Raw genomic sequence first — 14,533 nt, 5'->3', positions numbered from 1 at the left:
AAACCAACAACTTATGCTTCTTTTGCTTCCTCCTGATTTCCGTTGTGGGACATATTTGGGACATCATCTGCAAAAATCGAGTCAATTTGTCGTGCGTGCTCGGTCAGGTGGCTAGGTGCAAGGTGAGCATATCTGCGCACCATTTCGATACTCTCCCATCCACCCATTTCCTGAAGAACAGACAACGGCACTCCGGACTGAATCAACCAACTGGCCCACGTGTGTCTCAGGTCGTGAAAGCGGAAGTCTTCAATACCGGCTCGTTTGCACGCTGCGTTCCATGCAACAGAGTCATCAACTCGCATTTTTCTGACGGCCGGCGTTGATGTCCCATCAGGTCGGTAGCCAGATTTCAAATGGACGAATACCCATTTATGATGGTTTCCAATCTGATCGCGTAAAACCTTACAGGCGGTATCATTCAGCGCTACGCCAATAGCGCGGTTTGATTTACTGTCTTCCGGGTTAACCCAGGCAACGCGACGCTGCATGTCGATTTGTTGCCACTCCATATTGATGATGTTCGACCTACGAAGCCCGGTGGCCAGCGCAAACTTAACTACCGACTTCAACGGTTCAGGACATTCATCAATAAGTCGTTTCGCCTCATCGTGCTCAAGCCATCTAACGCGCTTGTTCCTCACTGCTGGCACCTTGATAACCGGCGCTTTCTCCAGCCACTTCCAGTCACGCTCTGCGGCACGGAGTAGCGCCTTCATCATTGCCAGATGCTTGGCCTTCGTTGCGGTGGTGACTGGCTTAGGTTCGAACACGGGAACATCCAGCCCCCTCCTCTTTGCAGCTTCAGCCTTACTCTGCCAAATCTCCTTCGCCTTCCTGTTCTGCATCCTGCTTACCGCGGCGTAAATCTTCGCCTCAGTAATATCCTTCAGCCTCATCCCCTCAAAATGAATCAGCCAGAACTCGATCCGGCTTTTGTCTGAGTCGAGAGACTTCTTATCTGCTTTTTCTTCCAGCCAGCGCAGACATGCTTCTTCAAACGACAAGTCCGGAAAGTCACCTAACCGGTCTACTCGCCAGAGTTCTGCCTTTCGCTTGTCGTGCAGTTCCTGAGCTTGCCGCTTGTCCGCTGTGCCAAGAGACTCCTTAATTCGCTTCCCGCCCGGGAGCGAGTACGAGGCGTACCATATTTCACCTCTGCGGAAGATGGACATTTTCTTTCCTCTTTAAATGCATCCACCGCGCTCACGTCGATAGTATGCAGCGGTGAGTTGAGCGCCGCAATGCAGGCCTGTCGTGTGGTGAGGTATGGGGATTTAGGTTTGGAAGGGTCTTTGCGGGTTGCTTGCAATCGGCCGGTGCGGATCCAGTTCGTCGCGGTTGGTCTGGATATCTTCAGAAATGCACAGGCCTCATCGAGAGTGAGACTGTATTGCTCCATGGGTTACCTCGCTAGAGAATGAAGTAGATTGCTGAGAACACAGCTACGAAAAGAAGAGTCATAGCTACGTACGGCCTAAATCCAGCTTTCAACTCAGCCAAATAACTCCCCATCATCCCATTTGAAAACCACAGGCAGAAACCAAGAGTAGGAAATAAAAGCATCCAAATTATTAATACTTTAATGATGAACATAACTCCTCCAGGCAAAAAAAAGGCCCACCGAAGTGGGCAAAGGGAATCACGAGGTGGGCTTTCGCACCCAATAGCCTACTCAGGGAATCAGCTATCAGGTGTGTCATTCATGTGGAGTGTTAACGATGTCGTAGAACTGACCGTAGGTGATCTGTTTGAAATCTGAAGGGATGGTGAATTCTCCGTGCCAACCATCGTCGCTATTGGGGATGGCAAATAACAAACAGTCATCGCGCCCGCGCATCTTTACGCCGTAACTTGAAAGCATTGCGAACCCGAATCCACGATCTGCTTGAGAGCCAATTCCTGTCCGCATAACTCCATAATGGTTAACGATGTAGTCACGCCATTCTGGGAGATTTTTCAGTACCTCGTTGGTCTCTGATTTAACCGAGTCCAGAACTTTGTTATATGCACGGCCTTCCTTCGTGTTTCCCTTCCCGCGACTGTAGTGGTTTACTGAATTTGGCCACCTGAACAGAGGTGATATGCTCATCTCAGAACAATACAGGTGTCCCAATGAAAAAAAGAAATTTCAGTGCAGAGTTTAAACGCGAATCCGCTCAACTGGTCCTTGATCAAAACTACACCGTTGCAGCTGCGGCCAGTGCTATGGACGTGGGGCTTTCTACCATGACGCGATGGGTAAAGCAGTTACGGGATGAACGACAGGGCAAAATACCTAAAGCCTCTCCTATAACCCCGGAACAGATTGAAATACGTGAGCTAAAGAAAAAGCTACAACGCATTGAAATGGAAAACGACATATTAAAAAAGGCTACCGCGCTCTTGATGTCAGACTCCCTGAACAGTTCTCGTTAATCGAGAAACTCAGAGCGCAGTATCCTGTGGTCACACTTTGCCACGTGTTCGGGGTTCATCGCAGCAGCTACAAATACTGGGTGAAAAGCCCCGAAAAGCCAGACGGCAAGCGGGCCGTATTACGTAGTCAGGTTCTGGAGCTGCATAACATTAGCCATGGCTCTGCTGGCGCGAGAAGTATCGCCATCATGGCAACCCTGAGAGGCTTCAGAATGGGACGCTGGCTTGCCGGCAGGCTCATGAAAGAACTGGGACTGGTGAGTTGCCAGCAACCCACCCACCGGTATAAACGTGGTGGCCATGAACAGATCGCTATCCCAAATCACCTTGAGCGACAGTTCGCAGTGACAGAGCCTAATCAGGTATGGTGCGGCGATGTGACGTATATCTGGACAGGCAGGCGCTGGGCTTACCTCGCCGTCGTTCTCGATTTGTTCGCCAGGAAACCGGTAGGCTGGGCAATGTCATTCTCACCGGACAGCAAGCTAACCATCAAAGCGCTGGAAATGGCGTGGGAAACCCGAGGTAAACCAGCGGGAGTGATGTTCCACAGTGACCAGGGTAGCCACTACACAAGCAGGCAGTTCCGGCAGTTATTGTGGCGTTACCGGATCAGGCAAAGTATGAGCCGACGCGGAAACTGCTGGGATAACAGCCCGATGGAACGCTTCTTCAGAAGTCTGAAAAACGAGTGGGTGCCAGTGACAGGCTATATAAACTTTAGCGAAGCATCTCATGCGATCACAAACTATATCGTCGGGTATTACAGCTCGCTAAGGCCGCATGACTATAACGGTGGATTACCTCCAAACGAATCGGAAAACCGATACTGGAAAAACTCTAAAACCGTGGCCAGTTTTAGTTGACCACTACAGTTGGCACGGGGGATCCGACGTCACTGATAAAATCAACGGTAATGAAATATGCCAATGGAGAACTTGAAAATGGCGAGGAAGGATTCACCTTAGGAACTGACGTCTCTCCTTTCGAATTATCTGCAGCTGCAAACACTGCTTCTCCTCAAATCTTTATTAAGAGCGTGGAGGTATCAAATAAATCCACGACGCCTACCTGGTCGAAAGATGATATCGCAATAGGACTTAACGAAAAGGCGACGATTCAGGAGGATGATATTCTTGTGGTGACTACATGAATATTCAGCAGTTCGACTTCTCAATGGATGTAAGTAAGGTGGTGAAATGGGAGTATGATCAGGCTCCAAATCTATCCAGCCTTTTAAACCTGAAGCAGAAATGGTATGACGTCAATCACCAGGAGTTCTGGGAGTCGTGGGAAAGGGATGTATTTAATCTTCTAACAGCTAACGACTTTGGTCTCAATGTATGGGCAATCATACTCAATCTCCCGCTATACACCGAATCAAGCGCCAGTCCAGGTGACTATCCTGCTTTTGGATTTTCTGATTTTGGGCTCAATTTTGGCCGAAGTAACTTTGCAACTGACGCGTCGCAAGTTAATAGTCTGACCATCGAGCAAAAGCGACAACTTCTAAGAATGAGGTGGTGGCAAATCACATCAGATGGCTCTATGCCATCCATTAATCACGCACTTTTTGATATTTTCGGTAAAGATGTATACGCACTTGATGGTCATGACATGACTATTACGGTGGTATATCAAACAATCCTTCCTGACATCATGATGCGCCTCTTGCAAGATTTCAACCTAATTCCGCGCCCTTCTGGGGTGAAATTTAATCACCTGGTAAAACCAAGAGATGCATTTGGCTTTGCAGAATATGGGATAAATTTCGACCAAACCAATTCACAATTTGGGAGTTAAGATGACTTCATTAATTAAAGTCCCTTTTGCAAGCTCAGGGGATAAAACTGCCGTGCCTGATACTGACGCTACGGGCGCAGTAAATATGACACAAGGATACGGGCAGGCATATTCATTAGATCCTGCCACAGACCCATCAGCGAAGAGAATTGAACGCGATAAGATGAACTGGTTATTTAACCGAATAACTCAGGCCATCAATGAGATTCAGGTTTCTGGGGTAGCCCCCTTCATTACTAGCACAGATAACGGAGGCTCTCCTTTTTCATATGATAAAGGCGCGATCGTAAGCCTTAGTGGTGCAGTTTATCAATCTCTTACGGCGGCTAACACCACCACTCCTCCGGGGGCAAACTGGTCTCTTTTACCAGAAAAAATTCAACCTCTCGATGCCACGCTAACTGCGCTGGCCGGATTAACCGGCGCTGCTGACAGGCTGGCTTATTTCAACGGAGTAGACACCGCTGCGCTAACTGCGCTGACAAGTGTAGGCCGTGACATCATCGGGAAAGCGACTGTGGCCGACGTTCTCACATACCTTAGTTTGGGAAACTCAGCCACTCGCAATGTGGGAACCACGGCAGGGACTGTAGCGGCTGGCGACGACTCTCGTATTACTGGAGCTGTGCAGACAACATCTGCTGCGTTATGCACTGCATGGGTGAATTTTAGCGGAGTTTCTCCAGCCACTATTCGCGGGTCATTAAACGTGAGCTCTGTGACTCGTTTGCAAACAGGGCAATATCAGATTAACTACGCGACCCCACTAGCAAACTCAAATTACGCCCCAGTGCTAACACTTGGAGACGCACCAAACGCCGGGACGTTAGCTGCTGTAGTAGCGATAAGTGGTAGCGCAACAGGTTCACCAGTAAAAAAAGACGTCGACGGGATTATCGTTCAAGCTCGCGCGAGTAACACCGTGGCGGACGTCAGTGAATTCAACGTTGTTATTTTTGGGGGGAGATAAATGCAGGTTATTATTTTTGAATACGACGGATTGACCGCTGTAATGAGTGTCGCTACGGACATCGGTCTTACCATTGTAGAAATAGGACAGAAGGACGTTCCTGCTGGGCTTCCGTTCTGGATTATCGACGCATCTGCCATCACAGATGATTACGTTATAGACCCCGAGGTATTGGGTGAACCATCGGGGTACGGCGGGACGTATCACCCAAAACAAGAGATAGAAGAATAACCCAGTTCAGGCGCTGCTTCGTAATCAGCAGCGTCTGAATCTGCAAATTAAGCATAGAGTCCTTTACTTAACTTTTTAAGAAAATCTCCTATCCACATTGACGCCAACACTGAAAACACCAAATTCACAGGGAATGACCAGAAGTATGTTATATGTTGTTTAATATCAAAAGGATTTATGGAGTAATCAGTAATGAAACTCATGCAGATATCAATTACAGTAAACAGCATTAAATGAAAAATCATTATACTTTTGCTGTTTCTTCCAATTCTTTTGAATAAATCAATAACGCGCCATTTAGACATGACATTAGCCAGTGTCAAAACCACATAAACACCAGCGGCCACGCTGAGCATGTGAGTGATAAATCCATATTTGTATTGACTCCATACCATATACAGAGCCCCTGTTATGTTTGTATGTATTGCTATCATCAAAATTATAAACAATATAAACGCCACCACTGGGTTAATTATTTTCCATGCATAATCACGCAATACATAACCGAGAATGTAAAAACAAGACCCGACCATCACCTGTGATATGATGTTTATGTAAAAAATCTTCGAGTGATTGTACATTCGAGCAACTTTACCCATGCCAAAAATGCCAAGTAGAATCGCTATAATGACAAGAGTTATTGTTATTTTTGTTTCATTATTAATCTTCTTAACCCATGATATCAATGGGAAGCATAAAGCCATGGTTAACATGTATGAAAGTAAAAACCATCCAGTTATAAAAAAGAAGTTATTATTAAAGTTCTCCTCTAGTGCCAGAGAGAATGTGCTTAGTCCTGAAAATACATTTAATTTTTGAGTCCCGAATAAGTAGTGAAAAAGATCAGCGCAAACACCAAGAATAATATATGAGATAATTATGTAAATAAAATAACGCTTAAACAACGATACGTAAAAAACTGACCTTCGCTTGTCTGTGTTAACAAGCATGCCACCTAAAAAAAAGAATAAGGGCATGTGAAAAACGTACGGTCTTAAGATGGGGCTAAGTGGATTTGGATAATGGCCGATCAGCATCAGCATAATCCCAATGAATTTTACATAATCAATGGCATTGCTTCTTTGAGCATCCATACCTATACGTGCCTTTCTATGCTGTTAATTAATATAAGATAATCGATCTTATCATGGCATGGGTGAGCATGCATTATCACCAAATGCCAATTCACCTAGGATGTGATGGGGCACTCATGGGGAAAAAAATTAGCGCAAAACAACTCAAAACCGGTAAGGGTGGTGATTCGTCTTGCGCTAATGCTTTGTGGTGATTGGGACCAATTCGGGACAATCAGGCATTTCTACTGATTGTCATGAGTTGCTAACTTTTATCATCATGGGACGTGTGAGCGCAGTGATGATGCGGTAAGTTACTGTACTTGATAGTGGTTCTAGGAACTTCTAAGTCGTGGGTCACAGGTTCGAATCCTGTAGGGCGTACCATTTCTATGTTTTCACCGTCATTCATTTCCGCAGTGCAGAAATCGGCCCCAAGGCTGCATCTGCCAACTGACCCACGTGTATCTCAGACTGTGAAAACGAAAGTCTTCAATCTTTGCTCGTTTACACCCTACGTTCTACGTACGATCTTCATTCATTCGCATCTTTCTTACGCCTGGTTTGATGTTCCATCTGTTCGGTAATCTGATTTCAAATGGATGAATATCTAATTATCTTGTTTGTTAAACTGTTCACACAGAATTTAACAAGGATGCATTATTCAACAATAGAACAATACTATGGTTTTGGTGTCAGCACAGACGATGAAATAACTCTACGGACATCTGGGGTGAAATTTCTATTTCTGATGCGAATTAATTTCGGAAAAATAAAATATGGAGTTCCCATCAAAAAAAGTTTGCAAAGTGCACGCTTGTATGCACTGCTTTTTATTACGTGATATGTTACCTTTCTCAACAATCGAAAGATAACATATCAGCTTGTGAATTGTTGATAGTGAGTTACTTCGCCTTGATTGTTACTAGTTCAGGAATACTGCCATTTGACAAATATTTCCAATATTTCAAAATCATATTTGCCTTATCCATCTGTGATGTAACATCTATAACAACATTACCGTTCAACCCCTTATTGCTAGGTTGCATATATTTTATTTTGTATGATTCTTTTTCGTAAATGATAGGATCAGGAGCAAATTTATTTGTAAGTATCACGCTTTTGTTAACGCCAAAGGCCTTGGTAAATAGATATGCATATTCATAGAAATTAACATTTTCATTTGTCATTATAGTAACTAATTTCCCATTCCATTCTGGATGTTTTTTTATGTTTTCGATGAAGGCTCGTTGGTACATTACTTCATTTATTTTTGCGTGTTGTGCACTAATGAATAAAAATGAAATATATATAAAAATGAATGCTATTGTTTTTTTATTTAGTGAGTTGTTCTTTAATATATATGCAAAAGTGAGTGCCAGTATAGGCGCACAGGCGAAAAGAACGCGTAATGAATTCGCGTGCATATTTATAAAGTCAGATATTGAAGGACCTTTCCCAACTGCAATATATGGGACTATTGTTGCTAGAGCCGCGATAACTAAACCTATGCTTGATATTTTATTGGTTTTGTTTGCTGTCATGATGAAATAAACAACTAGAGGTCCAAGGCATATCAGAATGCTCAATGAAAACTTCACCCATAAATAAAATTGCATTAAGCTATTTATAGAAATTTTATTGTAATCAGAATAGAGGCCTGTAGTTTCAAACATTGCTCTTAGTATGAAAAATGAAATAACAACCCATGCAGAAAATAAAATAATAGTTCTTATGTTTCTAAATCTATTTTCTATCGCGTAGAGCATGAAAATAGAAAGAATAAGAGGGGCCATTGATGCTTGTTGAAAGGTAATTGGAATTAATATTATCGAGAGTAACGGGTAACGATTAAATATAACCAGTCGTGCGCTTAATAGAGCAATGAAAATTGTGGCTGAATGCATCAAATAAATGGTAGAATAAAAAGTCGACCAAATCGGAAGAAGTAAATAAAAAATACCTACCAAAGTTGAATTTCTATCTGAAATGTTGTAGATTTTTTGAGAGATATTAGCCATTTCGATGGCAGAAAAATATAAAAATAAAAGTGTTAATATCTGCCCGGATAGTGGGTAAAATTTCTTTGAAAAAGCCAATGGATCATAAAAAAATGCCGTGAGATATAGTCCTGCCTCGTTAAACCACTCATGATAAACATCACGATGCCCCAGTGATATTGCATGGTCCAGTATTCCACCATCCCACATATCTGTTCTGGAAAAAAGTACTGAAAAATATAAGAGTGTGAATGCTATTAGCAATATTAATTTATTGTTGTTAACTATGTTTTTCATCATTTTCATTTATCCTAATTTAGATACGTCCATTTTTTATGAATAAAAAAAACAACAGGTGGTACAAATATCGCCACAAAAACAATACTAATGATCGGGTTGACGAATAAAAAACCAGAAATTGACGCGACAAGATAAGAGAGCGAAAACCCAATGCATGCTGTTATCGCATATCTAAATGTATTTTTTATTCTTATTTCCTGTGAAAAAGACCATAATGTGTTGATAAAGTAAGAAATAATTGTTGTCATGGTAAAAGCAACTGCATTAGCTAATGCAGGAGATATGAAATGATTAAAAATCAAAAAAAGAGCAATAACGAAATGTAGAGTTGTCGCTAGCATTCCTGTGAGGATAAATCGTCGAAATGACGATGAGTTGACTAACGTAATTATACTTTTATGCAAATTATACATTCTACTTTTCTTTCTTTTCGGCATAACTGAATACTGTTAAACCACCAATCTTATTTTTCTTAAAAAATAAAAGATCTAATGAGCAAAGCATTTTTAGGACCGTATTGACCAGCTTGCTATGTTTTTTTAATTGAGATTCTTTTTTTCCTGCATTTCGTGAGAAAAGACGTGTTGCAATAGCTAATGGTAGCACTGAGCTAAAATAATAGCATGATTTATCGATAGATAATCCTGTTAGTTTAACGACATTTTCCAACTGATGGCAGGTATATCTCCTTCGATGTTCGAGAAAGTCATCATGTGAACTCCACAACCATTCAAATGCAGGTACACTAATTAAAAACTTTGTGCCATAAGGCACTTTATCAACATATTCCTGAAGAAGAGCAATATCATCATCGACATGCTCAAGTACGTCCATTAAAAGAACTAAATCGACGTCCATTTTATCAATGCTACGTACAAAATGTATTGACTTTCCATTTTCTACTGCTAACTCTTCTTTCTCATAGCTGATGTCAACACACCAGGCTTCCTTAGCTGATGTTGTGTTAAGCAATAATTTAGAAAAATAACCAGAGCCTGCTCCAATATCCATTATTTTATCTGGTGAGTAATCGCCAATAAGACTTATGATTGCCTTGGCTTTTGATAGATAATACCAATGTGTGTTAACATCATTTCCGAGTATTTCTGTTTCTTTAAGGTCCATGTTTAATCCTTAATTTTTTTATAGATCTTGCGGGTTAAATAAATAGGTCTTCTTTTAGATTCCATATAGGTGCGACCAAGATATTCACCGATAATGCCTATACTCATTAATTGTAAACCACCGATAAAAAGAATTGCAATAATTAATGATGCATATCCAGGTACATCGGCGCCAAAGAATATTGTTTTCAAGAAAATAAAAAATGCATAAAACAGAGATAAAATTGAAAATCCAAATCCGATATAAGTCCATATTTTTAAAGGTACCAAACTAAAGCTGGTTATACCTTCGAGTGCAAGTGCCCATAAGCGAAATCCATTGAATGTAGTTGTTCCTGCAAGTCTTTCCGGGCGACTGTACTCAACACTTGTAGTTCTAAATCCTAGCCAAGAAAAAAGCCCTTTCATGAATCTATGTGTTTCGGGTAATTGTTTTAATGCTTCGACAACACAACGATCCATTAATCTAAAGTCACCTACATTCTCAGGGATTTGAGTCTTCGACATCTTATTTATAATTTTATAGAACCACCCCGCAGTTTTCCGTTTCATTATAGTATCCGATGAGCGATCAACTCGTACTCCCAGTACGACTTCATAGCCTTTTTCCCACTCATCTAGCATTTTGAAAATTACTTCTGGAGGGTCCTGGAAATCAACGTCAATTGGAATTACAACATCACCCGTCGCTGAGAATATTCCTGCAGTTAACGCTGCTTCTTTTCCAAAATTTCGAGTTAGCTCAATAATTACAATTCGATTTTCTTTTTCTTGCAAAGAAATTAGGTTGCGTAAAGTTCCATCAACGCTACCATCATCAATGAAAATAAATTCAATTTCGTTTTTTTGCCCCTTAGGAAATAGGGAGTTGACATAATTAACAAATAACTCAATCGATTCTTCTTCATTGAATACAGGGACGACAAGCGAAATCTTTACACGTGATTCAACACTATAATTATCAACTCTCTGACAAGTGTGCATAATCGCAATCTTCAATCTTGATTTTATAAAATTTCATGGATTAATATACTAGCACGTCATTAATGTTCTGTATAGATTGTCGTAGTCACTCGATAGATAGGAAAATAGTGATGTGTCTTCTATTAATGCATTGCGATTGTTGAAGCTAATTTTGGACGATCTGGCATTATGGATTGCTTATTTTACGAGCATTGAACGAGTGAGCATAGTGATGATGAGGTAAGTTACTGTACTTGTTAGAGATTCCAGGAGCTTCTAAGTCGTGGGTCACAGGTTCGAATCCTGTAGGGCGTACCATTTTCCTGTTTTCTCCTCTCTCAGTGCTCTCAGTAAGAGTGCGAATCTGCTCACATATCGATCGTTACCCGTTTGGCTCAAAAGAAAAAAGCTCATTATACTGTATGAAATTACAGTGTGTTGGCGGAGGCGGTATGGAATACGAAGTTAAGCAGATTGCAGCGCGTAAAATTGCCGGTTTTCATATGGTTGGGCCGTGGGAGCAGACGGTTAAGCAGGGTTTTGAGCAGTTGATGATGTGGGTTGATGGCCAGCAGATTCCCGCTCGGGAGTGGCTGGCCGTTTACTACGATAATCCGGATGAAGTCCCGGCGGAGAAGCTGCGCTGTGACACCGTGGTATCCGTCGATGACGACTTTGTTATTCCGCCGAACAGCGAAGGCGTCATAATGGCGGAAGTCGCTGGGGGTCTGTATGCCGTCGCCCGTGCGCGGGTTATCGATCACGATTTCTCCACGCCATGGTATCAGTTCTTTGATAGCGTCCTGAAAGATGAAACCCACCGCCTGGCTGCGAAACCATGCTTTGAAATCTACCGTAATAACGGTGCGGAAGACGGTTACTGGGATATTGAAATGTTTGTGGCCCTTGAGCCAAAGGGGTAATGCAAAAACGCCGTGCCGCGTGCTGCTGACTGGCGACACGCCGGCCCGGCGGTTAATGCTCTCGTCGCCGATCGACGATAATCACCAGCCCAATTCCGGAGAGGGTGATGACGATAGCCAACAGCATCCTCAGGCCCAACGGTTCGCCCATAAAAATCAATCCACCCAGCGCGGCAAGGTAGGGAACGCTCAGTTGAAGCGTGCTGGCGGTGGTTGGGCTAAGCCGTGGCAGCAGGGAGTACCAAAGCAGATACGCGCCGCCGGACATCAGCGCCCCGGAGGTGACTGCCAGCACCAGGCCAACGGTATCGACGCGGATGTGCATACCGCTGAGCACAAACACGACCAGCGCTATCGGCACCGCCAGCGCAAAGTTGCCCGCCGTGGCCGCTGCCGCGTTTTTCACCTTTTTGCCGGTAATACAGTAGGCGGCCCAGGCCGCGCCGGAGGCCATCATCAGCAGCGCTGCGCCGCCGGAAGGATGTCCCGCTCCCGGTAATAACAGCAACGCCAGCCCGGTCACCGCGGCCAGCATACCGACGCTTTTTAGCCACGTCAGGCGCTCGCCGCGTATCAGCCCCCAGCCGGTCATCACGCATTGAACCGTTCCGAACAGCAGCAGCGCGCCGGCTGCGGTGGTTAAAGACAGGTAGGCAAGGGAAAAGGCAAAGACGTAAATGGCCAGCAGCGCCGCGTTCAGCACATTGAATTCCGGCCTCGTTTTGATGGCGGGTAGCCTCAGGAGTATCAGCAGCGCCACCGCACCGCTTAACAAGCGAATGCTACTAAAAGAGACGGCATCCATATGCATCCCCTTCAGCGCCAGCCGACAGAGCAGCGAGTTGGCGGCGAACGCAGCCATAGTCAGCAGGATTTTAAGCAGCACGAAAGATTCCTCGAAACGCGGTCAGCGGATTATGCCGCAAGCCGTGACATGCCGGGTCATCGTTTTGTGCTCCGCCGATAAGGCGAGCATCTCCCCGTGGCATTGACTTCCCACTGGCGGCGCATGCGCTGAAAGTCCAGGGCCGTGATGAGCGCTAACCCATTGTAATAATAAGGTTATAACATCAGAAGCGCGTGCTTTCAGGGGCTTTTGGCGACGGTATTCCCGCGACTGATAGCCTTGCGACAAGCCGCGCTAAGTGTTAAAAGGTGCCCCTTCCTATAAAAGCTACAGGGGTTAGACGTGAAAAACGCGTCCTCAGCATCCAGCCAGAATCAACCGGATGCTTCGTCGGAGCAGGGGCCGACGCTTCACCGCGGGTTACAAAACCGTCATATTCAACTCATCGCGCTCGGGGGGGCCATTGGCACCGGTCTGTTTCTTGGCATCGGCCCGGCTATCCAAATGGCTGGCCCTGCGGTGGTGCTGGGTTATGCCATTGCCGGGATCATTGCATTTCTGATCATGCGCCAGCTTGGCGAGATGGTGGTGGAAGAGCCGGTATCCGGTTCATTTGCCCATTTTGCTTATAAATACTGGGGGCCGTTCGCCGGTTTTCTTTCCGGCTGGAACTATTGGGTCATGTTCGTGCTGGTGGGAATGGCCGAACTGACCGCCGCCGGAATCTATATGCAGTATTGGCTGCCAGACGTGCCGACCTGGATTTGGGCCGCGGGCTTCTTCATCCTGATCAACGCCGTTAACCTGGTGAACGTGCGTCTGTATGGTGAAACCGAGTTCTGGTTCGCGCTGATTAAGGTGTTGGCGATTATCGGCATGATCGGCTTTGGCATCTGGATGCTGTCGACGGGGCGTGGCGGTGAGCATGCGAGCATCGACAACCTCTGGCGTGATGGCGGCTTCCTTGCCACGGGCTGGAAGGGGCTGATTTTGTCGCTGGCGGTGATTATGTTCTCCTTCGGTGGGCTGGAGCTCATTGGCATTACGGCGGCGGAAGCTCGCAGCCCGGAAACCACCATCCCGAAAGCGGTTAACCAAGTGGTGTACCGTATCCTGCTGTTCTATATCGGTTCGCTGATTGTGTTGCTGGCGCTCTATCCGTGGCAAGGGATCAAATCAGACAGCAGCCCATTTGTGATGATTTTCCACAATCTGGACAGTAACATGGTGGCATCTGCGCTGAACTTTGTCATTCTGGTGGCTTCACTGTCGGTTTATAACAGCGGTGTGTACTCAAACAGCCGCATGCTGTTTGGCCTCTCCGTGCAGGGCAATGCGCCGCGCTTCCTGACCAAAGTAAGCCGTCGCGGCGTGCCGGTGAATTCGCTGCTGCTCTCTGGCGCGATCACCTCGCTGGTGGTGCTGGTGAACTATCTGCTGCCGCAGAAAGCGTTTGGCCTACTGATGGCGTTGGTGGTGGCCACGCTGCTGCTGAACTGGATCATGATCTGCATGGCGCACCTCAAGTTCCGCGCCGCCATGCGCCGCAAGGGGCGTGAGTCGAAATTCAAAGCGCTGTTTGCGCCTGCCAGCAACTACATTTGCATCGCGTTTTTGCTGATGATCCTTGGTCTGATGTGCACCATGGACGGCATGCGATTGTCGGCGATTCTGCTGCCGGTGTGGGTGCTGTTCCTGTTTGTTGCCTTCAAAACGCTGCGCCGTAAAGCCTGATAATATCGCCCGGAGGAGGCCAGAGATGCCTCCTCCGGCGTTTCCCCACTCGTCGCTGCGAAGTATTTCCTCCCTCGTTGTTATCGAGAGCGCTCTGCGCGATCTTGATTTTGTAATCGATTAATTTTTATAAGAAATTATCAACAA

The 14,533-nt window shown here is 45.0% G+C and carries 14 protein-coding genes and 1 pseudogene; 7 read left to right on the top strand and 8 right to left on the bottom strand.

Translation table 11 applies throughout. The annotated features are described in order from the left end of the window. Positions 1–11: 11 nt before the first annotated feature. Positions 12–1,175, bottom strand: coding sequence for an integrase (locus tag ABTW00_RS17320; RefSeq protein WP_433636508.1), 1,164 nt, complete (start codon positions 1,173–1,175; stop codon positions 12–14). Positions 1,176–1,336: 161 nt separating this feature from the next. Then, a pseudogene (locus ABTW00_RS17315) lies at positions 1,337–1,402 on the bottom strand (helix-turn-helix domain-containing protein); the annotation flags it as partial. A 713-nt stretch (positions 1,403–2,115) separates the two neighbouring features. Between ABTW00_RS17315 and ABTW00_RS17310 the strand changes: the two are divergent. From ABTW00_RS17310 to ABTW00_RS17290, 5 genes are all read left to right on the top strand, one after another. Beyond that, positions 2,116–3,284, top strand: a protein-coding gene (locus ABTW00_RS17310; RefSeq protein ID WP_433636506.1) for an IS3 family transposase whose coding sequence is annotated in 2 segments (ribosomal slippage) — positions 2,116–2,365 and positions 2,365–3,284 — 1,170 coding nt in all. Because the reading frame shifts where the segments join, the coding sequence is not laid out codon by codon here. Positions 3,285–3,334: 50 nt separating this feature from the next. Then, on the top strand, positions 3,335–3,571 hold the full coding sequence (locus ABTW00_RS17305; protein WP_433636504.1) for a hypothetical protein: 237 nt from the start codon (positions 3,335–3,337) through the stop codon (positions 3,569–3,571). Then, positions 3,568–4,221 (top strand): DUF2612 domain-containing protein, encoded by a 654-nt coding sequence (locus tag ABTW00_RS17300; RefSeq protein ID WP_433636502.1) that lies wholly within the window; start codon positions 3,568–3,570, stop codon positions 4,219–4,221. Before ABTW00_RS17305 ends, ABTW00_RS17300 begins: the two co-directional genes overlap by 4 nt. Before the next feature lies 1 nt (position 4,222). Then, complete coding sequence (locus ABTW00_RS17295; protein WP_433636500.1) at positions 4,223–5,191, top strand: hypothetical protein; 969 nt, start codon at positions 4,223–4,225, stop codon at positions 5,189–5,191. Continuing rightward, a complete protein-coding gene (locus tag ABTW00_RS17290) occupies positions 5,192–5,422 on the top strand; it encodes a hypothetical protein (protein ID WP_433636498.1) in 231 nt (76 codons plus the stop codon). 47 nt (positions 5,423–5,469) lie between these two features. On the opposite strand, the gene ABTW00_RS17285 is transcribed toward ABTW00_RS17290, so the two are convergent. The 5 genes from ABTW00_RS17285 to ABTW00_RS17265 form a co-directional block, all read right to left on the bottom strand. After that, positions 5,470–6,516, bottom strand: coding sequence for an acyltransferase family protein (locus ABTW00_RS17285; RefSeq protein WP_433636496.1), 1,047 nt, complete (start codon positions 6,514–6,516; stop codon positions 5,470–5,472). An 884-nt stretch (positions 6,517–7,400) separates the two neighbouring features. After that, on the bottom strand, positions 7,401–8,795 hold the full coding sequence (locus ABTW00_RS17280; protein WP_433636494.1) for a hypothetical protein: 1,395 nt from the start codon (positions 8,793–8,795) through the stop codon (positions 7,401–7,403). A gap of 11 nt (positions 8,796–8,806) precedes the next feature. Further along, positions 8,807–9,136, bottom strand: coding sequence for a GtrA family protein (locus ABTW00_RS17275; RefSeq protein WP_433641069.1), 330 nt, complete (start codon positions 9,134–9,136; stop codon positions 8,807–8,809). A gap of 73 nt (positions 9,137–9,209) precedes the next feature. Beyond that, positions 9,210–9,920: a class I SAM-dependent methyltransferase gene (locus ABTW00_RS17270; RefSeq protein ID WP_433636492.1), complete on the bottom strand. Its 711-nt coding sequence runs from the start codon at positions 9,918–9,920 to the stop codon at positions 9,210–9,212. A gap of 2 nt (positions 9,921–9,922) precedes the next feature. Beyond that, a complete protein-coding gene (locus ABTW00_RS17265) occupies positions 9,923–10,903 on the bottom strand; it encodes a glycosyltransferase family 2 protein (protein ID WP_433636490.1) in 981 nt (326 codons plus the stop codon). A 431-nt stretch (positions 10,904–11,334) separates the two neighbouring features. Here ABTW00_RS17265 and sbmC point away from each other — a divergent pair, with 431 nt between their 5' ends. Further along, positions 11,335–11,805: a DNA gyrase inhibitor SbmC gene (sbmC, locus tag ABTW00_RS17260; RefSeq protein WP_433636488.1), complete on the top strand. Its 471-nt coding sequence runs from the start codon at positions 11,335–11,337 to the stop codon at positions 11,803–11,805. Between the two features lie 52 nt (positions 11,806–11,857). On the opposite strand, the gene ABTW00_RS17255 is transcribed toward sbmC, so the two are convergent. Then, positions 11,858–12,691, bottom strand: coding sequence for a DMT family transporter (locus ABTW00_RS17255; protein WP_433636486.1), 834 nt, complete (start codon positions 12,689–12,691; stop codon positions 11,858–11,860). A 303-nt stretch (positions 12,692–12,994) separates the two neighbouring features. Here ABTW00_RS17255 and pheP point away from each other — a divergent pair, with 303 nt between their 5' ends. Further along, complete coding sequence (gene pheP / locus ABTW00_RS17250) at positions 12,995–14,386, top strand: phenylalanine transporter (protein WP_433636484.1); 1,392 nt, start codon at positions 12,995–12,997, stop codon at positions 14,384–14,386. Positions 14,387–14,533: the final 147 nt, after the last annotated feature.

Origin of the sequence: Kluyvera georgiana, assembly GCF_050990895.1 — a bacterium.
Taxonomy (GTDB): Bacteria; Pseudomonadota; Gammaproteobacteria; order Enterobacterales; family Enterobacteriaceae; genus Kluyvera; species Kluyvera georgiana.
This window is presented reverse-complemented; position numbering and strand designations above follow the sequence as displayed.